Origin of the sequence: Bacillus sp. FSL R5-0709, assembly GCF_038004785.1 — a bacterium.
Taxonomy (GTDB): domain Bacteria; phylum Bacillota; class Bacilli; order Bacillales; family Bacillaceae_G; genus Bacillus_A; species Bacillus_A mycoides.
Window position 1 is genome coordinate 821,590 of the sequence record NZ_JBBORT010000001.1, and the last position, 24,285, is coordinate 845,874.

General features: G+C 35.5%; 26 protein-coding genes and 1 riboswitch. Of the genes, 17 read left to right on the top strand and 9 right to left on the bottom strand.

Going from position 1 to position 24,285, the window contains the following annotated elements; all coding sequences use genetic code 11:
• Positions 1–136 precede the first annotated feature (136 nt).
• From murQ to MKX37_RS04250, 7 genes are all read left to right on the top strand, one after another.
• Complete coding sequence (gene murQ, locus MKX37_RS04220) at positions 137–1,021, top strand: N-acetylmuramic acid 6-phosphate etherase (RefSeq protein WP_002125454.1); 885 nt, start codon at positions 137–139, stop codon at positions 1,019–1,021.
• A 23-nt stretch (positions 1,022–1,044) separates the two neighbouring features.
• Complete coding sequence (locus MKX37_RS04225; protein WP_002125455.1) at positions 1,045–2,409, top strand: PTS transporter subunit EIIC; 1,365 nt, start codon at positions 1,045–1,047, stop codon at positions 2,407–2,409.
• A 51-nt stretch (positions 2,410–2,460) separates the two neighbouring features.
• The gene (locus tag MKX37_RS04230) at positions 2,461–3,534 is read left to right on the top strand and encodes a DUF871 domain-containing protein (RefSeq protein WP_002169091.1); all 1,074 of its coding nucleotides are present in this window, start codon (positions 2,461–2,463) and stop codon (positions 3,532–3,534) included.
• Between the two features lie 152 nt (positions 3,535–3,686).
• Positions 3,687–4,091, top strand: a complete 405-nt coding sequence (locus MKX37_RS04235; protein ID WP_001077751.1) for a DoxX family protein — start codon at positions 3,687–3,689, stop codon at positions 4,089–4,091.
• A 182-nt stretch (positions 4,092–4,273) separates the two neighbouring features.
• Entirely contained in the window at positions 4,274–5,074 is an 801-nt protein-coding gene (locus tag MKX37_RS04240) for an MBL fold metallo-hydrolase (RefSeq protein ID WP_033729780.1), read from the top strand.
• Complete coding sequence (locus MKX37_RS04245) at positions 5,074–5,478, top strand: nuclear transport factor 2 family protein (RefSeq protein WP_033729782.1); 405 nt, start codon at positions 5,074–5,076, stop codon at positions 5,476–5,478. The genes MKX37_RS04240 and MKX37_RS04245 overlap by 1 nt, the downstream gene beginning before the upstream one ends.
• 87 nt (positions 5,479–5,565) lie before the next feature.
• Positions 5,566–6,048, top strand: a complete 483-nt coding sequence (locus MKX37_RS04250; RefSeq protein ID WP_002125464.1) for a PRK06770 family protein — start codon at positions 5,566–5,568, stop codon at positions 6,046–6,048.
• A gap of 33 nt (positions 6,049–6,081) precedes the next feature.
• Here MKX37_RS04250 and MKX37_RS04255 read toward each other — a convergent pair whose 3' ends face one another.
• Positions 6,082–6,993, bottom strand: coding sequence for a DMT family transporter (locus tag MKX37_RS04255; RefSeq protein WP_002169088.1), 912 nt, complete (start codon positions 6,991–6,993; stop codon positions 6,082–6,084).
• 205 nt (positions 6,994–7,198) lie between these two features.
• Here MKX37_RS04255 and MKX37_RS04260 point away from each other — a divergent pair, with 205 nt between their 5' ends.
• Positions 7,199–7,693, top strand: coding sequence for an Lrp/AsnC family transcriptional regulator (locus MKX37_RS04260; RefSeq protein WP_002125468.1), 495 nt, complete (start codon positions 7,199–7,201; stop codon positions 7,691–7,693).
• 138 nt (positions 7,694–7,831) lie between these two features.
• Positions 7,832–8,287 (top strand): N-acetyltransferase, encoded by a 456-nt coding sequence (locus MKX37_RS04265; protein WP_002166324.1) that lies wholly within the window; start codon positions 7,832–7,834, stop codon positions 8,285–8,287.
• A 78-nt stretch (positions 8,288–8,365) separates the two neighbouring features.
• On the opposite strand, the gene MKX37_RS04270 is transcribed toward MKX37_RS04265, so the two are convergent.
• On the bottom strand, positions 8,366–9,136 hold the full coding sequence (locus tag MKX37_RS04270) for an SDR family NAD(P)-dependent oxidoreductase (RefSeq protein WP_002186662.1): 771 nt from the start codon (positions 9,134–9,136) through the stop codon (positions 8,366–8,368).
• Between the two features lie 140 nt (positions 9,137–9,276).
• Between MKX37_RS04270 and MKX37_RS04275 the strand changes: the two genes are divergently transcribed.
• From MKX37_RS04275 to MKX37_RS04295, 5 genes are all read left to right on the top strand, one after another.
• Positions 9,277–9,636 (top strand): MerR family transcriptional regulator, encoded by a 360-nt coding sequence (locus MKX37_RS04275; protein WP_002169085.1) that lies wholly within the window; start codon positions 9,277–9,279, stop codon positions 9,634–9,636.
• Positions 9,637–10,128: 492 nt separating this feature from the next.
• On the top strand, positions 10,129–10,485 hold the full coding sequence (locus MKX37_RS04280; protein WP_002125474.1) for a DMT family transporter: 357 nt from the start codon (positions 10,129–10,131) through the stop codon (positions 10,483–10,485).
• 2 nt (positions 10,486–10,487) lie between these two features.
• Positions 10,488–10,802: a DMT family transporter gene (locus tag MKX37_RS04285; protein ID WP_002063959.1), complete on the top strand. Its 315-nt coding sequence runs from the start codon at positions 10,488–10,490 to the stop codon at positions 10,800–10,802.
• 138 nt (positions 10,803–10,940) lie between these two features.
• Positions 10,941–11,519 carry a TetR family transcriptional regulator gene (locus MKX37_RS04290; RefSeq protein WP_002125478.1) on the top strand — a complete coding sequence of 193 codons (579 nt, stop codon included), beginning with the start codon at positions 10,941–10,943 and terminating at the stop codon, positions 11,517–11,519.
• A gap of 210 nt (positions 11,520–11,729) precedes the next feature.
• Complete coding sequence (locus MKX37_RS04295; RefSeq protein WP_002125479.1) at positions 11,730–12,932, top strand: MFS transporter; 1,203 nt, start codon at positions 11,730–11,732, stop codon at positions 12,930–12,932.
• Between the two features lie 53 nt (positions 12,933–12,985).
• Here the strand turns inward: MKX37_RS04295 and MKX37_RS04300 are convergent, their stop codons facing one another.
• Positions 12,986–13,324 carry a winged helix-turn-helix transcriptional regulator gene (locus tag MKX37_RS04300; RefSeq protein ID WP_002087382.1) on the bottom strand — a complete coding sequence of 113 codons (339 nt, stop codon included), beginning with the start codon at positions 13,322–13,324 and terminating at the stop codon, positions 12,986–12,988.
• 169 nt (positions 13,325–13,493) lie between these two features.
• On the opposite strand from MKX37_RS04300, the gene MKX37_RS04305 reads away from it, so the two are divergent.
• Positions 13,494–14,033, top strand: coding sequence for an ester cyclase (locus MKX37_RS04305; RefSeq protein WP_002125482.1), 540 nt, complete (start codon positions 13,494–13,496; stop codon positions 14,031–14,033).
• 19 nt (positions 14,034–14,052) lie between these two features.
• Positions 14,053–14,601, top strand: a complete 549-nt coding sequence (locus MKX37_RS04310; RefSeq protein WP_002125484.1) for an NAD(P)H-dependent oxidoreductase — start codon at positions 14,053–14,055, stop codon at positions 14,599–14,601.
• 18 nt (positions 14,602–14,619) lie between these two features.
• Here MKX37_RS04310 and MKX37_RS04315 read toward each other — a convergent pair whose 3' ends face one another.
• Positions 14,620–16,359 carry an SgrR family transcriptional regulator gene (locus tag MKX37_RS04315; protein ID WP_078422167.1) on the bottom strand — a complete coding sequence of 580 codons (1,740 nt, stop codon included), beginning with the start codon at positions 16,357–16,359 and terminating at the stop codon, positions 14,620–14,622.
• 154 nt (positions 16,360–16,513) lie between these two features.
• Between MKX37_RS04315 and MKX37_RS04320 the strand changes: the two genes are divergently transcribed.
• On the top strand, positions 16,514–17,776 hold the full coding sequence (locus MKX37_RS04320; RefSeq protein ID WP_078422168.1) for an MDR family MFS transporter: 1,263 nt from the start codon (positions 16,514–16,516) through the stop codon (positions 17,774–17,776).
• 51 nt (positions 17,777–17,827) lie between these two features.
• On the opposite strand, the gene MKX37_RS04325 is transcribed toward MKX37_RS04320, so the two are convergent.
• From MKX37_RS04325 to gapN, 5 genes are all read right to left on the bottom strand, one after another.
• Positions 17,828–18,031, bottom strand: a complete 204-nt coding sequence (locus MKX37_RS04325; protein ID WP_002125489.1) for a hypothetical protein — start codon at positions 18,029–18,031, stop codon at positions 17,828–17,830.
• A 221-nt stretch (positions 18,032–18,252) separates the two neighbouring features.
• A complete protein-coding gene (locus tag MKX37_RS04330; RefSeq protein WP_002169082.1) occupies positions 18,253–18,768 on the bottom strand; it encodes a type 1 glutamine amidotransferase domain-containing protein in 516 nt (171 codons plus the stop codon).
• A gap of 282 nt (positions 18,769–19,050) precedes the next feature.
• A complete protein-coding gene (locus tag MKX37_RS04335; protein ID WP_078422169.1) occupies positions 19,051–20,250 on the bottom strand; it encodes an ABC transporter permease in 1,200 nt (399 codons plus the stop codon).
• A 60-nt stretch (positions 20,251–20,310) separates the two neighbouring features.
• Complete coding sequence (locus tag MKX37_RS04340) at positions 20,311–21,735, bottom strand: amino acid permease (RefSeq protein WP_002010833.1); 1,425 nt, start codon at positions 21,733–21,735, stop codon at positions 20,311–20,313.
• Between the two features lie 146 nt (positions 21,736–21,881).
• A riboswitch (Lysine riboswitch) is annotated at positions 21,882–22,063 on the bottom strand.
• A gap of 177 nt (positions 22,064–22,240) precedes the next feature.
• On the bottom strand, positions 22,241–23,680 hold the full coding sequence (gapN, locus tag MKX37_RS04345; protein WP_002125495.1) for an NADP-dependent glyceraldehyde-3-phosphate dehydrogenase: 1,440 nt from the start codon (positions 23,678–23,680) through the stop codon (positions 22,241–22,243).
• Positions 23,681–24,285: the final 605 nt, after the last annotated feature.

Below are 24,285 nucleotides of genomic sequence, written 5' to 3' on the forward strand. Positions count from 1 at the left end.
CATCTTTTTTATTATCTTTGACACAAATATGTCATGTTGTGAAATTTTATTTCATAAAATAAGAAAGAGTTATTGATTTTTAGTTTCTTAAAGTTATAATAAAAGTGTGAAATATAATTTCGAAGAGGGTGGCAATATGTTAGAGAATTTATCGACAGAACACCGTAATGAGAAAACGATGAATCTAGATGAGATGAGTATAAAAGAAGTTTTACAAAGTATGAATGAAGAAGATCGAACTGTTGCGTTAGCAGTTGAAAATGAAATAGAAGAAATTGAAAAGGTTGTACAAATTGTTACTAAGTCTTTTGAAGAAGAAGGCCGTTTAATTTATATTGGGGCTGGTACGAGTGGCCGTTTAGGCATTTTAGACGCAGTAGAATGTCCCCCGACATTTGGAACAGATGATAACATGGTTCAAGGATTTATAGCAGGTGGATTGAAAGCGTTTACTAAGGCGGTGGAAGGTGCCGAAGATCGTGAAGAGTTAGCAAAAGAAGATTTAAAAAGTATTGGATTAAACGAGAAAGATACGGTTATTGGAATTGCAGCAAGTGGTAGAACACCCTATGTAATTGGCGGATTGAAATATGCAAGTAGCATGGGAGCAAGTACAGCTAGTATTTCCTGTAATAAAAATGCTGAAATAAGTAAATATGCAAAACTAAATGTGGAAGTGGAAACAGGCGCAGAAATATTAACAGGCTCAACACGGTTGAAGGCTGGCACAGCGCAAAAGTTAGTACTCAATATGATTTCTACAGCGTCTATGATTGGTGTAGGGAAAGTATATAAAAACTTAATGGTAGATGTTCAATCTACAAATGAAAAATTGGTAGAACGCTCAAAACGAATTATTGTTGAAGCGACAGGCGCTAGTTATGAAGTAGCTACAGAGTGTTATGAGAAAGCAGATCGAAATGTGAAAGCTGCAATCGTTATGATATTACTACAGTGTGAATATGGGGAAGCACTAGAAAAATTAAAAGGTGCGAAAGGATTTGTGAAGAAAGCACTTTAAACTTTGGGGAGGGGGATTCTATTATGAAGAAAGAAGAGAGAATGGCCAAAGAAATTTCAGAGCAGCTTGGGGGAGTAAAAAATATTCGTGGCATTGCTCATTGTATGACGAGGTTACGATTAACGCTTCATGATGAAAGTAAAGTGAACATGGACCTTTTAAAAAAGGTTGAAGGTGTTATGGGAGTGATTGAAGATGAAACGCTTCAAGTTGTTGTTGGGCCAGGGACAGTAAATAAAGTAGCAGCTGAGATGGAAGATTTAACGGGACTGCGAATTGGTGAGGTGGCAGATCACCACCTTGAAGATCTTGGGCAAGAGATGAAGTCAGAGATTAAGAAGAAAAATAATACACCAGTGAAAAACTTTTTAAGAAAAATAGGAAGTATTTTCATTCCGCTAATTCCGGGACTTGTTGCGTCAGGAATTATAAATGGGGTTGCTAACTTTGCGAAAAACGCAGGTGCTGACCCGAATGCAACGTGGCTACAAATGCTACTACTTATTGGCGGCGGTATCTTTACATTCTTAGGAATTTTAGTCGGTTGGAATACAGCGAAAGAATTTGGCGGGACACCAGTTCTTGGGGCAATTGCAGGTATTTTAATTTTCAACCCAGCGATGGCGAATGTAAAATTATTCGGTGAAGCGCTCGTACCCGGACGGGGCGGATTATTTGCAGTTATTTTTGCAGCATGGCTTATGGTTGTAGTTGAGAGACGAGTGCGAAAAGCTGTGCCAAATGCAGTTGATATTATTGTGACACCACTCATTACTGTATTAGCTGTAAGTATAGTAACGATGTTAGCGATTCAGCCAGTAGCAGGCTTCTTATCTGATGGTATTACAAGCGGTATTAATGCAATTTTAAATGTTGGCGGAGCATTTGCTGGAGCTGTGCTTGCCGGAACATTTTTACCTCTCGTAATGGTCGGATTACATCACGGTTTAACACCGATTCATATGGAATTTATTAATCAAACGCACGTAACGCCTTTATTACCAGTATTAGCAATGGCTGGCGCTGGGCAAGTAGGAGCAGCAATTGCGATTTATGTGAAAACAAAAAATAAACGCCTTCGTAATGTGATTAAAGGTGGATTACCAGTAGGATTTTTAGGAATTGGCGAACCGCTATTATACGGGGTTACATTGCCACTTGGGAAACCGTTTATTACTGCTTGTTTAGGAGCGGCTGTCGGTGGTGCATTCCAAGCTGTTATGAAAACGGCTTCACTCGGAATAGGTGTATCAGGATTATCATTAATTCCGTTAATTGCTGATAATAAATATTTATTATATTTCCTTGGATTAGTAGTTGCATATATTTTCGGATTCATCTTTACGTACTTCTTCGGCTTTAAAGAAGAAATGGCAGAAAACATATAGAGAAAGGGATTCCTTTCTCTTTTTTTTATATTAATAGAAGGAGAGATTTATATGATAGGAGTTTCAATTTATCTTTCAAAAGAGCGAGTAGAGAAACAAGAAGCATGGTTAAAACTAGCGAAAGAAAACGGATTTTCATCTGTTTTTACATCTCTTCACATTCCAGAAGATGATCCGAATACGTATAAGGAGTTAATTCAAATACTTGGGAAACAAGCTCTCGAAAATGAAATGGAATTAATGGTTGATGTCTCTCCAAAATCGTTAAACCATTTAGGGATGACGTATGAAAATGTGGAAGAGTTATTAGACTTTGGCATTACTGGTTTACGAATGGATTACGGTATTACGCCAAAAGAAATCGCACGTGTATCTCATAAGATGAAGGTAGCTTTAAATGCGAGTACGATTACAGAACCATTTTGGAAAGAGTTACTTGCGGAAAATATACGAGTAGATCGTGTAGAAGCGTGGCATAATTTTTATCCACGTCCAGAAACAGGACTAGCAAAGTCGTTTTTGCAAAAACAAAATAAATATTTACATGAGTGCGGAATAAAAACGATGGCATTTATTCCGGGAGATGGTGAAAAACGCGGTCCGTTATATGAGGGTTTACCAACTTTAGAAAAACATCGCAGTATGCGCCCGCTTCAAGCATATTTAGAACTTGTGCAAGATTGTGCTGTTGATAAAGTTTTAATTGGCGATATAAGCGGGAGTTTAGAAAGTGTACAAGAAATAGCAAGTGCGAGTAGAGGGATTATTCCGCTGGGATATGAGCCATTTATAAATGAAAATGAAGTATTAAAAGTGGTAGAGAAAGTGCATACAAATAGATTAGATCCAGCACGTGATGTCATTCGCTCTGTGGAATCAAGAGAAGAAAATAAAGTTGCATTACAACCGATGAATACAATTTCAAGAAAACGAGGCAGTATTACAATTGATAATGAATTGTACGGTAGATATGCTGGTGAAATGCAAATAGTTATAAATGATTTACCTGAAGATAGGAAAGTGAATGTTGTTGGAATGGTGATGGAAGAAGATGTGTCTTTATTGTCTTATATAGGTGCTGGGAAAAATTTTCAACTTTTTCTAAGTAATAGAGCGAAAGCTTGAATTAGCACTATTTTATAAAAAACATTATCTGCAAAAAGGATAATGTTTTTTGGTTTCTTTAAAAAAGCATTTGACGAATGAAAAGAAATACCGTATTGTTTTGTCTTGTGAATAAATGTTCACCATAACAAAACAAAAAAGGAGAGTTCAGAATGAATCAATATATTGGTAATTTAATTATTCGTATCGTATTAGGAGTTACTTTTTTTGCACACGGTTTAGCAAAGTTTCAATCAGGTATAGATAACGTAGCAGGATGGTTTACAAGCATCGGTTTACCAGGTGGTCTTGCATATGGCGTAGCAACAGTTGAATTAGTTGGTGGTATATTATTAATTATCGGTTTAGGCGTGAGGTATGTAGGATTGTTATTCGCTCTTATTTTGGCTGGAGCTATCGTAAAGGTAAATGGAGCAGCAGGCTTATTAGGAGATGGAAAGAATCCGGGATATGAATTAGATCTTGCATTATTATCAATGGGTGCGTATTTATTCGTTGTAAAAGCAGAAGGATATGTAGATCGCTTCTTAAAAGAGAAAGTAATGAAAACGAAGTAAATTTTATTTTTTTAGTGTTGACTTGACGACTTGGTGTAACTATAATGATTACATCAAGTCGATTAGTAATAAAATGATTCGTATATTTTTTTATTCTAGTTGTAACTAACTTAGTTACAACTAGAATAAAGCTTAAAGAATAAAGGAATATAAAAGAGTAAATAAAAAGTGGAGGAAATAACATGTCAAAATTACATTTAGAGGTTTTTACAGGATCTGAGCAAGCATTTCAAGTTACATCCACAATTGTATACGGAGAAAAAGATGCAATTCTTATCGATGCACAATTTTTATTAAGTGATGCGCACCGTTTAGCAGCTCAAATTATTGAAACAGGAAAGAATTTAACTCATATTTATGTGACTCATTTCCATCCAGATCACTATTTTGGATTAAATGTATTACATGAAGCATTTCCAGAAGCGAAGATTGTTGCATTACGGAATACTGTTGAAGATATTCGTAACACATTTGAGAAGAAAGTGGAACAGTGGAAACCATCTATTGGGCATAATGTTCCTCATCAACCAATTGTTCCAGAGGAATTAACAGAAGAGAAATTGATTTTAGAGGGAAATGATTTAATCATTAAAGGTGGTTTGCAAGGTGATACACCGAATAATAGTTATGTATGGATTCCATCATTAAAAGCCGTTGTTACAGGCGATATCGTTTATAACAATACTTTCGTATGGACGTTAGAAACAGATGCTGAAGCTCGTCATAAATGGTTAGAAACATTAAGTGAACTTGAAAATCTTCATCCTGAAATTGTTGTAGCGGGTCATCGTGATTATGACGTACCAAATACAGCAGACGCGATTAAACATACTCGTAAATATTTAGTTGCATTTGATGAAGTTCTTGCAGGAAATCCTTCAAATGAAGAAATTCAAACGGCAATAAAGGAGCGGTTCCCGCACGTTAAAGCGTTAGAAATTGGACTTGTTTTAGCGGCAAACGCGTTTGGGGTGAAAAAATAATGAAGCAAAAAACAAATTTAGAAATTGTTCGAAGCACATATGAAGGACCATCTTCTTCAAATGCAAAACATTTAGCGGAAGCTTTCTCTGAAAAAGTAGAGTGGACAGAGGCAGCAGGTTTTCCGTACGGCGGAACGTATATAGGTACAGAAGCTATAATGGAAAATGTATTTAGTCGTTTAGGATCAGAATGGGATGATTATAAAGCGAGTGTAAATACGTACCATGAAGTAAACGGAAAAGATGTGATTATTGCTGAAGGTGTTTACTCAGGAGTTTATAAAGAGACGGGAAAATCATTTGAGGCGGAATTTGTTCATGTATGGCAGCTTGAAAATGGAAAAATAGTGAAATTTAAACAATATGTGGACAGTTACATTGTACGAGAAGCGATGAAGGTTTAAAATGAAATAAGGAAACAAATGGAATCGGCTGTGCGCAGGCGATTCCATTTGTTTATGTAATTATTAGGGGAATGGGGAGTACATAATATGAAAAAATGGATAATAGGGGCAATTACAATGATTGTAATTGCGATAGGAGCTGTATTCGGTGTTACTAAACTTCTTAATTATATAGAGGAAGAGGAGAAGAGTCTTAAAACACAAAAAGTGATGAGCCAACAGGACAAGAAAGTTGCGGAAGAGAAGCCACAATTTAGTGAGGATGAAATTATTTCTACAATGCATAGGATGGTACATCAAAAAGTGAAATCATCTGATAAATGGGGATTTATCGAAATGACAAATAAGGAAATTCGTAGTGCGAAGAACGCAGTAGAAAGCAGTACAAATTTTAAATATAAAGCAAAGCTACTTTCTACTTTGGAGCGTTGGGAGAAAGGAGACTTTTCACAAACGGTTGAGGATCATAACTTTTTGTGGGAAATTCAAGGTGGTGATACCGGAAAGGCAACAGAACGTTTATCGCCAGAAGAAGAAAAGCAGTATGTGAAAGAAATGAAAGGTAAATAAAAACATCGCCACTTTGGTGGCGATGCTTTTTCATTAAGAATGCTTTCGTACTAAAGCTCTAGTCGTCTGAGGAGAAACAGTTTTAAAATGAGAGAATAAATAGCACCCTGTAACGACGATAATTGTCCCGAAAATTTGAATCCATGTTAGTTCTTCTCCAAGGAAAATAAATGCTAAAATAGCTGTGAAAATTGGATTGAAATTTAGAAAAATCCCCGATGTAGTAGCGCCTAATTTCTGTACACCAATATTCCAAAACACCATACAAAGTACTGTTGAAATGAGTCCTGTATATAAAAGTGATGTAATGAAAGAAGAATTAATATTGGAAACAGTGAAGCTTCCTATGTTAAATGGTAGTAATAAAATAACGCCGAAAATACCAGAATATAATGTTGCCATGAGTGGTGTAGTTGTTTTTGTAGCCCATTTACTACAAACAGAATAGATTCCCCAAATACAAACAGCCGCAATCATCCATAAATCCCCGCTATTAAAATGTAGTGAAAATAAAAGAGCAAAGTTTCCTTTTAAAAGAACGAGGATGACCCCGAAAAATGAAAGAATCATAGAAAGAACTTGAAGCGTATTTACTTTTTCTTTTAGAAATAGCACAGAAAATAATGCAATTGAAATAGCGTTCAATGTAGAAATAAGACCTACATTCGTTGCGGATGTTTTTTCTAATGCTAAAAATTGAAAAATGTTGAAAAGAGCGACGCCTGTAATTCCCATAATTACTAACGGGATTATAGCAGCACGCGGTGGAATAATTTTCTTCTCTTTAAACCATACGAGTGGTAATAAACAAACAATCGCAATCATCCATCTTAAACTTGTCAGTGTCATCGGAGACGCATGATCGACAAGTGATTTCCCAACGACAAAATTTCCTCCCCATAATAAGCTTGTTAATAATAGTAAAAAGACGTAAAAATAAGGCATACTAAAAACCCCTTTGTTGAAATAAGAATGAACTGTAAATAATTTTAGCATTTTTCTTTATTATCTAATATATTCTTTTGTATAATGGTAAAAACTCGATAAAATGTTTCGTTAGAAATCTTATTTACAGAAAAACATTCAGTTTTATATAAGTTATGAGATGTTTCTTCGAATAATCGTCGGTAAGAAAAAAGGGGGAATTTTGATGGAGTCATCTGTTATTAAAGTGCTTGATGATTTGGATGTGAAAATTTTAGATATATTGCAGAAAGAATCACAAGTAAGTAATGCAGAGCTTGCACGCCGTGTTAATTTATCTCCAGCTGCGATGCATGCACGAATAAAAAGGTTAGATGGGGAAGGTTTTATTGATAAGCAAGTAGCAATTTTAAATCAAGAAAAGCTTGGATTTGATTTATTATGTTTCATTTTTATGAGTACGAATATTCATCAGTATGAAAAGCTGGAAGTGTTAGAACGAGAATTAGAATCTATGCCTGAAGTGTTAGAATGTCACTGTTTAACAGGAGAGTATGATTATTTATTAAAAGTTGCGAATCGTGATCGTAAGGAACTAGAGCTTTTTATTAGGAAACTAAATAAATTAGGGATTACACGGATACAGACGAGTTTAGCACTTCGTGAAATTAAATATTCGACGGTATTGCCGATACGAAATGAGGAACCGAGCATCGATTAAGTTGCTTGGTTTTTTGTTTGTGTAAAATTCAGAAAAGTGATTGACGGAGAGAAAAGAGAGATGTATTATTATACGAAATTATGAATTAAAATTCATTCATTGTTATAAATATTAATGCTGGGGGCAAGGGGATATAATATGAAAATCTTTAATGCGGTTACAAGTGATGTGAAAGAAATTTATAATCTCATTGAAATGTATGCAAAAGAAGGAGTTGTTTTGCCGCGTTCTCTTTTGTCTCTCTATCAATATTTACAATGTTTATATGTTATGAAAGAAGGAGAGGAAGTCGTTGGAGTGGCTGGTTTACATGTGTTAGGAGAGGATCTTGCAGAAGTACGATCGTTAGTAGTTTCGCATACATATGCAGGAAAAGGGATAGGGCGTATGCTCGTGAGTCATGTGATGGAGGAAGCGACGAAAATAAATGTAAAAAGAGTGATTTCTTTAACGTATGAAACAGTATTTTTTCAAAAGTGTGGATTTGATTTTGTAAATAAAGAATTGCTGCCAGAGAAAGTATGGGTTGATTGTAGACATTGTCCAAAAGTCAATTATTGTGATGAGGTGGCGATGATACGGTATGTTGGATGAAATTTTTAGAGAGAAAAAAGGCCCACTATTATTTAAGAAATAGTGGGTATCTATATTTTAATCAGAAATGAGATGTTGTTAAGAATTTGAATTCGTTTGTCTTACTGCAAAATTAAAAATGGGATTTTTAAGCTCATAGTTATAAGTAGAACCATCGACAAGTCCTACAACTTTATCGCTATCATAAAGGTCGAGCATAAATTGTGCCATTTGTTTTGCAGTGTGGAATTTCGGTACAACATTATCGTATTGGAACTCATCAATATTAAATGAACGTTTTGCGAATTCTGTTTCAGTTGCACCAGGAGCTAAAACTTTTGCTTGTAGTTTTGCACCTTGTTCTTTCAGTTCGTGAGATAGTCCTTCTGTAAATGCACTTACATAAAATTTCGTAGCGCAATACGTAACAGCATTGGCAACAATCGTGTATCCACCGCCTGATGAAACGTTAATAAGCTGTGTTCCTTCGGTCATTGAATAATCTCGAACGAAAAGGGAAGATAGTATTGTTAGTGCTTCTATATTTACATGCAACATCGTTTCTATCTTGTTTAAATTTTGTTCAGCAATTGAGGCGAAATTACCAAAACCTGCGTTGTTAATCCACGTTTCAATTTGAAAACTTTGTAGACTTTCATAAAATTTATAAACTTCTTCAGTGACTGATAAATCAGTTCTTCGAATGACAACATCCAATTCCGGATGCATTTCGTTAATTTTCAATTTTAATTCTTCTAATTCTGCTTGTCTTCGAGCTACAAGTATTAAGTTTTTTCCGCGAGATGCAAAGGCTAAAGCGGATTCATAGCCAATTCCTGAACTAGCACCAGTAATAACAGTATATTTCATATAAAAGCCTCCTAAATTCAAATTAATTTATCATGGTTAGATTGTATTTGTTAGAGTATACTCTAAGTCAAATATTTTTTATAATTTGGATAAGGCAGTAAAATATATGAGAGTAAATGGCGTGCGGAGGGAGTATGGTTATGTACACAATTAGCGAGGTAGCTAAATTATTAGGAGTGAGCACACATACATTACGTTATTATGAAAAGGAGAACATATTAATTGCAAACCGCGATACAAATGGAAATCGACTGTATGAAGAATCGCATATAAAGTGGTTGCAGTTTGTAATGAAATTAAAACAAACGCAAATGCCGATAGCGAAAATAAGAGAATACGCTAGATTATATTTAGAAGGAGAGCATACAACCGAAGCTCGTTTACAACTGTTAGAAAATCATAAAAAATCTATTCGAACTCAAAGAGAAAACTTAGAAATTACAGAGAAGATGCTCGAAAATAAAATTATTGCATACAAAGACTCGTTGAAAAGTAAATAGCGTACAAAATATTTCGTTCTTTGTTGCATGTTGAAAAGGGAGTACAGGTCTTTGTTTTGGAATTTATCTATGAGTATTTAATTATAATGTGCCGATAAATTAAAAAAGAGCAGTTAGCTAAAAGCAACTGCTCGATTCAAAGGGATCTCCAAGGGGGGAATGGAGAAAATATTATGTTACTACCATTATTGACAGATTATTAAGAAATATACATGTGGATTTAAAAAATTCAAAATATTTTTTGGTTAATAGAATCCGGGTGTTGACACTTTATCAATTGGTCATGTAGAATGTTTATGAATGACATTCAGTCATTTTTTCTGTGAAAGGGTGTAGATAAGCAACTTTTATATGTAGTTAGCTTAATAACGGAACAAATATAAGGATAAATGAGGATGATATTGGTTTTTTAAATAGTAGTTAGAGTGAGATTATATTTTTTAAATTAAAAATGACTGACGGTCAGTCAGTAAATAATAGAAGGTGAGAGATATGAAAAATAAAGCTTGGTTATATGTCATATTAACATGTATCTTTGAAATTTTTTGGGTGTTTGGTTTTAATACAGCTCATACTTGGTGGCATTGGGTCATTATTGTAGGAGTTATCGCTGTTGATTTTTACTTCCTATCGAAAGCGTGCGAACATCTTGCAACAGGGACTGTATATGCTGTGTTTGCCGGAGCTGGTACGGTTGGTACTTTCCTAATGGATGTATTCCTTTTCGGCGGCAGTTTCAGTTTAGGAAAGCTATTCTTTATCGTAATGGTCGTAGCGGGCGTGATCGGTTTAAAATTAGCTGATAATAAAGAAGAAACCGCGGAAGAAATTGTGAAAGGAGCTGCTTAAAAATGGGTTGGATTTTCGTATTTTTTGCTGCAATTAGTGAAATAGTCGGTGTGATAGGCCTTAAAATGTATAGTAAAGATAAGACGTTAACAAATGGAGCGATTTATATAGGTGGATTTGCAACTTCCTTTGCATTCTTATACACATCTTTCTTGTTCTTACAAGTAAGTGTAGCTTATGCGGTTTGGATTGGCATTGGAACAGCAGGAGCTGTTTTATTAAATATGTTTCTGTTTGGTGAATCGAAAAGTAAGGCACGTTTGATTAGTGTAGCTCTTATCGTATGTGGAGTTACGGGATTAAAGGCTCTTTCATAAGAAAAGGATATTAAAGTTAAATCTCCTAACGATTTGTTGGGAGATTTTTATTATGAAAAGTGCACGATGATTGACAGTACAGCTAGTTATTTTATAAAATGAGTGACAGTCATTCAATACGCGTGTGAAAGGGTTTAGATGATGAATAAAAAAGAAAAAATTGTCTATGCAGCTATTGAAGTGTTTCAGGAAAAGGGCGTTGAAAAAACGAAGATTTCTGATATCGTGAAATTGGCTGGCATTGCACAAGGAACTTTCTATTTATATTTTCCTTCTAAGTTATCTGTTATGCCTGCAATAGCAGAAGTGATGGTTGAGAAGATGATACTTGCAGTGAAAGAAAAAGTACAGAACGATTCACCTTTTTCAAGTAAAGTTGAGCAAGTAATAGATGCAGTATTTACCTTTATAGCTGAATATCGTGAAATACAAGCATTAATGTATGCGGGCCTTGCATCAACTGAACATATAAAAGAATGGGAAGCTGTATATGAGCCTCTTTATATATGGCTAAGTGGCTTTTTAAGTGAGGCAAAAGAATCAGGTGAAATTCGTGATTCGGTTCACGCTGAGCGAACAGCGAAGTTATTTATCGCTCTTGTTGAATCAGCAGCGGAACAAGTTTATTTATATGATCATAAAGATGATGAGCAAGTCGAGCTACAAAAGGCAGAAGTACTAGATTTTTTAACACATGCACTACATATAAAGAAGTAGTAAGATGAACCTGTCTGAAAAGGTAGGTTCATTTCTGCGGGAAACTGAATGATAGTCATTCACCCTGTGTTTATGTATGTGTGGAAGGATAGAGTGAAATTCTAATGAGTGGGGACATCTTTACTTAGTGTGAGCCCACAAATAGCAGGATAAAGAAAAAGCTTCTTGGGCATTATTTTTGAGAGGAACTGCGGGAAGAGGTGTTAAAAATTGAAGAAACCGATAAAAGAACAAAAGATGGTATTGATCATTCTTTTGAGTAATATATTTATCGCTTTTTTAGGGATTGGATTAATCATTCCGGTTATGCCGTCCTTTATGAATGATATGAATTTAACAGGAAAGACGATGGGTTATCTCGTTGCAGTGTTTGCAATGGCGCAGCTTATTACTTCACCTATTACGGGTCGTTGGGTCGACATTTACGGTAGGAAGAAAATGATAATCATTGGATTATTTATTTTTGGTGTTTCAGAGCTTCTTTTTGGATTAGGTACAGATGTGTGGATGCTTTATGCAGCGAGGGTGTTAGGCGGAATTAGTGCCGCGTTTATTATGCCGGGTGTTACGGCATATGTTGCTGATATTACTTCTATTCAAGAACGTCCAAAGGCGATGGGATATCTTTCAGCGGCTATTAGTACCGGATTTATTATAGGGCCTGGAATCGGCGGGTTTATTGCAGAATACGGTATACGTGTGCCGTTCTTTGTGGCAGCAGTGATTGCCTTTGTTGCATGCGTGATTTCTATATTTATTTTGAAAGAGCCGTTAACGAAAGAAGAACTTGCAGAGATTTCTGCTAATACGAAAGAATCCAGCTTTATCGGAGATTTAAAGAAATCATTAAATCCAATGTATGCAATCGCATTTATTATTGTATTTGTACTCGCATTTGGATTATCAGCATATGAAACTGTGTTTAGCCTGTTCTCTGATCATAAGTTTGGTTTCACACCGAAAGATATTGCTGCAATTATTACGATTAGCTCCATCTTTGGGGTAGTTGTGCAAGTATTTATGTTTGGCAAATTGGTTGACATGTTCGGTGAGAAAGTATTAATTCAAATATGTTTAATTGTAGGTGCAGTATTAGCATTCGTCTCAACTGTAGTCTTTAATTATTGGATTGTACTTCTCGTTACTTGCTTTATTTTCCTAGCATTTGATTTGCTTCGTCCAGCTTTAACGACGTTTTTATCAAAAGCAGCTGGAAAAGAGCAAGGATTCGTTGCTGGTATGAACTCAACGTATACGAGTTTAGGAAATATCGCAGGACCAGCGATGGGCGGAATATTATTTGATATAAACATTAATTATCCATATGCATTTTCAGGTGTTGTTTTAATCGTTGGTCTCGGCATTACATTTATGTGGAGAGAGAAACAACTAGCTCAAAGTTTTGCGAAGTAATGTAGTGAATAACGAAAAGCCTCTTACTATTTTTATGGTAAGGGGCTTTTCGTTTATAAACTTAATCCAAACCGCTTTAATTCAATAAATATCCCCTCTAATTGCTTTCCTTTATCCGTTAACGTGTACTCTACGCGAGGTGGAACCTCTGGATATACTTTTCGCGTTATAATCCCTTGCGTTTCCAATTCTTTTAGGCGAAGCGATAAAGTTTTCGGACTAATCCCATCCATTGATTTTTGTAAATTACTAAAGCGTAAAGTTCCTTCGATAAGAAGGTCACGAATGATTAAAAACGTCCATTTTGTACTAATTACGTCAAGCGTTTTAGCGATAGGACAAGGTATACCAGGTAAACCTTTCGTTAATACAACTGGATCTATATTGCTCATGGAAATAGCCTCCATAAAAATTTTTTGAATGAATTTGCCTTATCGTATCACAAAACTATCTTTTTGGTAACTATATGAAAAAAATATCACTACTTCCATAAAGGAAGTTAGTGCATATACAATAGCAATACGAAATACAAAGGGTTTGTATGAAGAGGAGGTGATTTCCATGGGTATGAAAAAGTTGTTTATGTTTCTTAGTTTTTTTGTCATTTGTATTGTGCTTGTAGCATGTAGTGGTGAGCAAAAAACTGAAATTCAGTTATTAAAAGAAATGCCGAAGCCAAAAGCAATGACAATTGATTCTTCATTAAGTAAAAAGGAAGCGACAGAAATCGTGCATGCAGCTCAGCGTTTTTATGCATTTTGGGATACAGGTAAAGAGGAGCTTATTCCGCAGACGGTTACTGAAAATTTTTTCGATAACACACTGCCGAAAGGTCGACCACAAGGCACTGAAGGATTAAAGCTTGCGGCGCAAAACTTTCGTAAAGTAGTTCCTGATATACATTGCGAGATTGAAGATTTATTAGTCGTTGGTGATAAAGTAACAGCTCGTCTTTCTTTTACAGGAACTCATAATGATAAGAAAATCAATTTTTTTGCAATTGATATTTTGCATGTGAAGGATGGCAAGATAACGGAAGATTGGCATTTAGAAGATAATCTTACGCTGAAACAACAACTTGGGTTAATAGCTGAGGAATAAAATAAGGGAGAGAAAAGTGATGAAAAATATATTTATTATAAATGGACATGAAAAATACGGTACGAAAGAAGGTCGATTAAATAGAACGTTAGTTGATTATATGATAACTGTATTAAGTGAGAATCATTATGTGAAAACAACGACGATTCAAGATGGATATAGTATGAAAGAAGAACAAGATAAATTTCTATGGGCTGATGTTGTAATTTATCAAACACCTATTTACTGGTTTAGTGTACCGGGATTATTTAAAACATATATGGATGAAGTGTATGAATACGGTTTGTTCTTTAAAGGTGCAGATGAATATGGAACAGGTGGTTTATTAAAAGAGAAGCAGTATATGTTTTCTACAACTTGGAATGCACCTGAAAAAGCATTCGGAGATAAGACGAAGTTCTTTGAAGGAGAAAGTTTAGAATCAGCACTTAGTCATTTACATCGTGTGCAGAAGTTTCTTGGTATGAGTCCGTTAAAGAGTTTTGCTTGTTATGATGTGGTGAAAAATCCTACTGTTGAGAAGTATTTAGAGAACTTGAAGAACCATTTAGAAGAAGTCATTCAATAATTACAGTCATCCCCGTATTTAATGCGGGGATGGCTGTATCCATAACTTTGCAAAATTTGCCCAACCGAATGAATCAATTGTTACGTTTTTTAAAGAAGAAGGATATGTTTTTCTTTTTAAAACGTGATAGTTAAATAAAATGATTTTTTCAGCTTGTAAAAACTCTTCAATCTCATACATGAGCTTATACCGTTTTTCTTTATTGTCTTCTAATAAAAAGGTATCAAGTAAACAATTAATTTGTTTTGCATAGTGTGGGTCCATGAATCGATTTACGAAGCAACTTTTATTTTTAAATACATTTAAAAATGCAATTTCATGATCGGTAGCAAATACTTCCCCCATGAAAATAATATCCGCATGTTTATCAATAGAACGATCCATATAATCTGAAACGAGAAATGGGTGAAGTTCTACGTGTACTCCTAATTGTTCGCAGCGTTCTTTTAGGAAATGTGCATCATTTGCACTATCTTTAAATGCGAAGAAATAAATATGTATCGTTTCTCCATTATAGGTGCTCTTTTTTAAATAGTCTTTCGCTTTTTCTAAAGAGTAGGACCTGTTAGGAACTTGACGGCTTCTTTCAGGGAAAAAGCTTGATGCAGCAATTGTTCGTCTACCCTCTATGCTATGAAGTATCGTTTCAACGTCATATAGTTCTCTCCAAGCCTTTCGAAAGTGAATGTCGTGATGAGGACCAGGTTTTGTAAAGTTGAAGCTAGCATAAATACAACCTATTTCTTCTATTTGTATATCATGCCTTTCATTTTCCTCTTCATTTGGTAGTTCATAATCAGCATCTATTTGCAAATGATCAGGAATACCCCAAAATTCAATACGGTCTAATAACGCACGCTCTTTAAAATAATGGGTGAACGCTTCGAGTACGATATTGTCTTCAGAGTAATGAGTAAGTTTAAAAGGTCCAGTACCTATGTAGTGATGATTTTGAATAACTGCATCATGCGGTAAAATTGCGAGTTGCATGGAACTCACATAACGTAAGAAAAAAACGTTAGGTTTTGCTAAATGAAATCGTATTTGCAGTGGTGATGGTGTTTCAATTTGAACAATTTCCTGTGTTAACCATGCGTAAGGAGATTGAGCTTGCTGCAATCTTTCAAATGAAAATTGTACATCTTTAGAAGTTAGAACAGTTTCGTTATGAAAATATATATCTTTTCTTAAATGAAACGTCCACGTAAGCCCGTCTTCGCTTAATTCCCACGTATGTGCAATGTGTGGTTCCATTTTTTCTGTAATATCGTTATAAATGACTAATGTATCAAAAATTTGGTTAATAAGATGACCCTCTGTTGTTACAGCCGTAAAAGCGGGATCTAATGGTAATATCTTTCTTGATATAGGGATCTTCAATATGTCATACATATCATTTGAAGGTTCGTATCCAAAATGATGATGTAGTTTATTTTCTATCTTTTTTTGAATTGCAATAGGAAGGGGCTCTTTTAAAAGAAGAAAGACATCTTTTAATTTTTCTTGGGTTAACAGTTCATCTGTATAGGATTCAATCGCTTCTGCTAAAGTATGTGCAAATATAATTTCTGTTTTATTTCCGCGACCACGCCCTGGTGTCCACTTAATTAATTGCTCCTCGTTCATTTTCTTTAATAAAATCTTTACGTTTTTCGTACTGCAATATAAAACATCCGCTAATTCTTGTAAGCTATTTCGTGTATGTTGTTGGTCTTGTGCATGTAATCTTAAACGAATGTAATAGTCCATAATTTTCATATATACACTTCCTTCTATAATAAAGTAAAACTTTAATCAGTGGGGGTCTTACTGCCCGTTAATGCGGGATAAAAGGGGAAACTCTTTAGAATATTCTAACCTTTTTCTTCCTCTTTTTCAAAGTAAAATGAATAAGCATAAGGAGGGGGAAACAATGGGATTTTGGAGTATGCACCGAAATATAAAAATCAGAATTATAACTTCGTTTTTAACACGCACTGTATCCACAATGATTTTTCCATTTATGGCAATTTACTTTTCAATAAAGTTAGGTAGTGCGATTGCTGGTGCTTTATTACTCATCAATGTGCTAGCTGCATTAATTATCGGTTTATATGGTGGGTATGTTGGAGATCGGCTCGGTCGTAAAAAAGTAATGATTATCGGCCAAAGTATACAAGTCGTTTCCATAGCTTGTATGGGAGTTGCGAACTCAGATTATGTAGATTCACCGTGGCTAACATTTGTGTTTATGTTAGTGAATAGTTTAGGATCTGGACTTATGAATCCAGCGACGGAAGCGATGTTAATAGATGTGAGTACACCTGAAAATCGAAAAGTGATGTATAGCATTAACTACTGGGCTATTAACTTATCAATTGCGATTGGAGCAATATTTGGCGGATTACTATTTGAGAACTATAGATTGCAATTGTTTATCGGATTAACAGTTATTGCAGTTATTACTTTATATGTGATGGCTGTATATATGGAAGAAGTGTATATGGCACGAAAAACGGTGGAGAAGAAAAATGTATTAAAAGATATGGCAGATAGTTATAAAGTCGTGATGAAAGATAGAGCGTTTTTAATTTTTTGTGCAGCAAGTATATGTACACTATCGTTAGAGTTTCAAATTAATAATTATTTAGGGATACGTTTACAGAAGGAATTTGAAACGGCGCACTTTTTCTTCGGGAATGGTTTTACATTCGATTTAACAGGTATTCGAATGCTCAGCTGGATATCGGCAGAGAATACAATTTTAGTTGTGTTATGTTCAGCGCTTCTTATTAAAATGCTGAAAAGCTTCAACGATTTGAAAATTTTATATGTAGGTTTATTCATTTACACAATTGGATTTACAATACTCGGAACGAGCAATAGTTTATGGATCTTATTAATTGCAGGGCTTTTCCAAACTGTAGGAGAGGTGATGTATGTGCCGGTTCGTCAATCTATAATGGCGGACATGGTGCCGGATGAGGCAAGAGGTTCATATATGGCGATTAACGGAATGGTCTTTCAAGTGGCAAAAATGAATGGGGCATTAGGTGTTATGCTAGGCTCGTTTATTGCATCTTGGGGCATGAGCGCTCTATATTTCATCGTTGGTATGAGCAGTATTTTATTATTTATGAAGGCGATAGGGAAAGAGAAGTATCAGAATGAAGGAAATGTTTCTCAGATTGGATGAAACTATATAAAAGCGAACCAGTTATACTGGGACTCGCTTTTTATATAATTTTTAAAACGGATCAACTTCAGCTAAATCAGGATTGGCGTTAGGGTTTGTTAATAAGGTTTTCAGCTCACCTACTTCTGAGAGAGCGACGAGAATATAACCACTAATAAGGACGATGAGTCCGATGACCCGTAATGTTTGCAATTTAATGTCACGGCTATTTTCTTCTGAGTTGTTTTGGGGCGTTGAAGGCGGATTGTTGTTCATAATAGAGCTCCTATCTTTTTTATTTATATGTGTAAAATCATTATTTAACTTATGGATAGGAATTGTATAGTCATTTTCACTATATGAGAACTGCCTATGAAAAGTGATTAGAAATTTTGGGACGAGAAAAGAGGCTGTCTCAAAAAATCATTAAAGATGAAGAAATGTTTCATATGGTGTTAATTTTGTTTTTTACAAATAAAAAGGTTAACCTCTAATAACTACCCTAATATACGCAATGATTCTTCAATAAACACTGGGATGTCCTCCGGTTGTCTACTTGTTACTAGCTGATGTTGGCATACAACCACTTCTTTATCATGAAAATTTCCACCGGCATTTTTCAAATCGACCTCAATGGATTTATATCCAGTCACATCGCGTCCTTCAAGTGCTTGTGCAGTGATGAGTAATTGGGGGCCGTGACAAATAGCAAAAACAGGTTTTTTCGCATCCATAAATGCTTTGCTAAAGCGAACAAAACGTTCATCTGCACGAAGTATATCTGGGGAAAATCCGCCTGGTATAAAGAGGGCATCAAAGTTTTCTGGAGAAACATCATCAATACTTTTATCAATTACGACTTCACTTTTTCCTTGTTTACCGTGTACCGTTTTACCTTTTTCCATTTCAATAGTTGTTAATTCGTATCCCTTTTGATTAAAAGCTTCTACTGGCTCTGTGTATTCTGTGTCCTCGAAATAATCCGTTATTAAAATAGCAATTTTTTTACTCATTGCAATCAGCTCCTTATATTATATAATCGGTTCCAGAATCGTCCTTGAGCAACGCCTTTTATAAAGTGAAACTTTAATTCATATTTTTTCATTCCCTCCAGTTCCTTTGCCCTGTTAATTTAATAACTACCCTTTTTATTAGGACGTAAACATGTATTATCGTTTTTGTATGTAAAAATCATAAAATATCGGTTGTTTCAATGATTCTTGTTTGAGGAAGAAAAACAAAAAAGCCAAGGAGATAATTTATTTTCTCCTTGGCTTTTAAGATAATTCTTTTCGTTAAAACGAAGAAACGCGTTGCTTCGTTTTTGGTACAATAATAAATTTGATCCAGATTAACCCGATAATCATAATGATAAGACTATGTGAAAATTGCCCTGTGGCAATGAGTATAACACTTGAAAATACAATGAGTTGAATACTTAGCAATATGAAAATTAAGCTAAGAAATTGACTCATTCGTTCTTCAGTATCAATTGGATATAATGCTACAATAATATTTCCCGAAAAATATTTCCACAGGGAACGGAGCTGCATAGAAATCATATATAGGACGATATAAGCGATAGCACCTTTTACATATATATTCGGAATAAAATATAGAGCGAAAGCACCGATCAACCCTAAGCGAATATATATACCGAAATAATCATTACCGCGTAAAAATGCTAGTGTATGTAAATAGAAGAAAGTTGCTCGTTTTTTATGTAATAAAGGTTCAATCCAATTTGTAAGCCATTTTCTTTTATTTACTTGCTTATTCAGTTGCGGAACATCGGTGAAAATGCTAGCAAATTGATAGAAATGAACGTCCATTTTTTCTTCTTGTTCGATTATGTAATCCCACGGTATTCGTTTTGTAGGTTGTTTCTTCGTGTATAGAAGCAGGAAAGCAAGAAGTAAGAGTAGTCCGCCTAACACGATCACATTTGCAGTATAAAACAGCATGTAAATGATCAGGGCGTTACAAGCAATGCGAATGATAAACCATATGCTTTTTTCATAACTATCACGCCACATCCAATGTATGTATATGTTCCAGCCCTTTAGAATCATTAAAATTATAAAGATTGTACATAAGAAAGGTACGGTTAGTTGTAATGATTGCATGGCAAGCGGTACGATAACAAGGAACGTAAATATAAGCGGGAAAAGCTGAATGATGTAATTATATAGAAGAGATTTTTTAAAATAAGATGTTAATTTCTCTTCTAATGCAAGTAAATAGACAGCGTCTGGTTTTTGAATAAATGTGCGAACTTGGCATCTCGTTATAATGAGTGTAAGTACGATCGTGATGAGTAATAAAGATATTCCTTTAGAAGGATCCGTTTTAAGAAACTTAGCGTAATAATATGCACCTACACATGAGACGAAGATGAAGCTATATAGTAAACCGTTAATCATACGTGCAAAGTATGTGATGGCATTTTGAATATGTTGTTGAAAGCGAGAGCTCCATAGTGATTCGATTGACATGTTTTTCACCTCTTTTTTCTATTATATATGTTTTATAAAGTAAAAAACGAGCAAATTGCGTTACGCAACTTGCTCGTTTTTCTTTTCTTTATTTTTTTTCTGATCACGATTCATTAATGGATAGAAGGCAAAGCCAATTCCGAATAAACCAATTCCGAGAAGAAATGTTTTTATATCGGATGCGCCGGTTTTAATAACCCATAGTGCATAGCAAAGTGCGATAACTGCAACTACACCATCCATAATTCTTGAACCCATTTCATTCTTATATGTTTCACCAGTTGCGACTAGTTTTAACTGGAAGATTGGTGAAACGAGATATGGAATGAGGTAGGCCAGTGTTGATACGGTAATAACGAATGTATAAGCTTCCGCAATTGTTCCTGATAATGTTGAGAATAAGAACACTTGCGACATAATGTTTGTTAATCGTAGTGAATGAATTGGACTTCCTTTTTTATTCGTTTTTGCAAAGAAGGAAGGGAAGAAACCTTCTTTTGCTGCTTGATAAGGTACTTCTGAGCTTAATAAAATCCAGCCTAATATTGAACCGAATAGGGAAGTAAGAGCAAGTAATGCCATAAGTTTCCCGCCGCCATGACCCATTGCAGCGTTTAATGCATCTGCTAATGGACGTTCAGAAGCTTGTAATTTATCAACGTGAAGTACACCCATTGTTAAAATTGTAATTCCTAAATAAATTGCAACTGTTATTAGTAAACCGGCAACAGTCGCACGTTTTACCGTTTTGGGAGAAGTAGCTCGGTTTGATAAAAGAACGGCTGATTCAATGCCGATAAATGCCCAAAGCGTTGTAAGAGCCGCTAAATTTACTTGTGAAAGGAGACCGTGTGATACGCCTTCTTTATCGATCATCGGTGTGTACCATTGTCCAAACTTTGAAGCTTCGAACGCAAATAACGTAACGACAATGAATAGAAGGAATCCAGTTACTTTCGTTGTTGTCGCTAAGAAGTTTAGCTTCCCAGCTCCGCTTACACCGTTTGTTAAAATTAAATGTGTTCCCCAAAGTAAGATGGAACAAATAGTAAATGTAATTAGTTTTCCAACTTCTATATTGAAAGAGCCAATTGAAAATAGTAGTCGTGTATCTTTCATAATTGGGAAGAAGAGCGATAAATATCCCGCGAAAGATGTAATAATGGCAACGTTACTTGCCCAGTTTGCAACCCAATATCCCCATACCATGCTGAAACCAGCCATTTTCTTTCTTTTTGGTGTTGAGAATAAAGCATATGCATGACTTTGTGGTCCTGTCGTTAAATCAGGACGACGAATTGCTAAATTACCGAAAACAAGAGCTAGCATTAAAACACCAAACCCTGTTGTTAACCAAGCTAAAGTGACACCGAGTGGGCTTGCTGTTTGTGCTAACGTACTTGGCACCATGAAAATACCAGCGCCAACCATGTTACCGACAACGAAAGCTGTTAGTACCCAAAAGCCCCATTTTTTTTGTTGCATAGAAAATACCTCCAAAGTTAGTATAACCAAGTCAAGCGAGGAGATATGTATGTCTTCCTGATAAGGAAGAGAAGGTCCAAACAAAACAAAAAAAGCACGTAATCTGCCGCTACATGCTTTCTATCTTATAAGAAACCCACGACATACCTCTCGATAGCTCTCCACAAACGAAACGTTTGTGACAGTTCTGCACTTATTAAATGCAGACCCAGCAAGCGTGTATGGTGGACACGACTTACTTCGGCAATCATTCCTTTCTCATTTCTTCATCAATGCCACTACATCTCCTGAAATGATACTCTTAATGACTGCAACCTCTACCTCACCGAGATACGAATGAGGATTTATGTATTAAATTAACATGTTTAAGAGTAACAAATGTATTTTTATACGTCAATGGATATAGTAATAATCAGATTATAGAGAAGAATTTGTTATTAGGTCCTGGAGGGTTTTAACTAAAAAGCAGCTGACCTAAATATTAGATCAGCTGCTACATATAAGATTAAACTAAGTTTAATACAGTTACTTTTTCACGTGTCATAGACTCAAGGCTCTTATGAATACCTTGTGCGCCCATACCTGAACCTTTTATACCGATGAATGGGAAGTGGTCAGGACCGCGCTCTGTGCGTCCGTTAATTTGAACAGAACCAGTGTCGATTTTGTTAGCAATTGCAAACGCTTTGTTAATGTCTTTTGTGAAGACACTTGCTTGCAGACCGAACTCTGATTTGTTAGCAATTTCAATCGCTTGTTCATCAGAAGAAACACGGATGATTGGAAGGATTGGGCCGAATGGCTCTTCCCAAGCAACTTTCATTTCTTCTGTTACGTTGTCAATTAATGTTGGGTAAATTAAGTTGCGCTCACGTTTGTTACCGATAACGATTGTTGCACCTTTTTCTACAGCATCATCAACTAAGCCTTGAACGAAGTCAGCAGATTTGTCGTCGATTAATGGGACGATTGTGCTGTCTTGCTCTGGAGATCCAACTGATAATTTAGCTACTTGCTCTTTTAATAAGTCAACAAGCTCGTCTGCTACATTTTCGTGTACAAGTACACGTTTAATAGCTGTACAACGTTGACCAGAGTAAGAGAATGCACCGCTTACGATATGATTTGCAGCATCTTGTAAGTCAGCATCTTCACGAACGATACCAGGGTCTTTACCACCAAGTTCTAATACAAGTGGAATCATTGCAGCTTTTTTCGCTAAGTGCTTACCAGTGTTTGTACCACCTGTGAACGATACCATATTGATGCCAGGATGTTCTACTAAGTAGTCACCAATTACAGAACCGCGTCCTGTAGCTACGTTTACAAGACCTTTTGGAAGGCCAGCTTTATGAAGTGCTTCAACCATTTTAACACCGCTAATTGCACCTTGTGTTGCTGGTTTGAAGATAACAGCGTTACCCATAATAAGTGCTGGTGCAAGTTTTGCAGCAGATAAGTTTACTGGGTAGTTAAATGGTGCGATTGCTAATACAACACCAAGTGGTGCGCGTTGGATAATCGCAAGTTTAGATTTCGTTCCGCCAGGGAAGCTATCGCCCATCATGCTTTCTCCGTGCATATGAAGAGCTTCTTCAATAGTGTAACGAATGAAGTCAGCTGTACGAACAACTTCTTTTTTCGCATCTTTATATCCTTTACCGACTTCTTTCATAATGATATCGGCAATTTCATCTTGCATATTTACGAGCTCATCAGCCCATTTATATAAATATTTTGCGCGATCTTGTAGAGAAGCTTCAGCCCATGATTTTTGAGCTTCTTTTGCAGATGCAATTGCTTCATCTACTTCTCCTTGAGTAATTGCTTGTACTTGCCCAATTACTTCGTGTAAGTATGGAGATGGAATGTCGATTGTTTGACCTGAAGAGCTTTCTCTCCATTCTCCGTTTAAATAAAATTTGTACGTATTGCTAGTTGTCATGATTAGTCCTCCTAAAATAGCAACTTGTAAGAGTGAGTATAAGGTGATTGTAGGTGGTTTGATAATATTTTTCAAATGAAATGTTTGTGAAAACGATTTCTTATTATTTTTTTGTTTTGTATGCCCTTTCTTACAGAAGATTCCCTTATTTCAAACTGAATTATAAGTAGAATGCATCACTTTCATTTTTTGTGATAAAAGATTATTTTATTCTAAAGCGAAAAAAACAATTGACAGAATACTCAATAAAGTTGTAAGATTATAAATGGAAAATAAATGAAGGGGGTGTGCGTAATGATTGTAATCGTAAATGTAATGGGCTTAGCTCTGTTAAATGGCGGAAAACATTCATATCATTACGCAACCCGTGCGGATATATAGGACCTTTGCGTCTTATGAGAAGCGTACGTTGCGTATATCGTAACGTACGCTTTTATGCATTCTTTGCATATCGTCAAGCGGCGGTATGCTTTTTTTTGTTTATCCCGCTATTTGCGGGCTAATAATCAGTGGGGAATGAACAAAACCCCCACTGATTAAAGTTTCACTTTATTTTCCTTGTTTGCGTGGTTACTATAAAAAATCAGAATTTGGAAGGTGGAAAA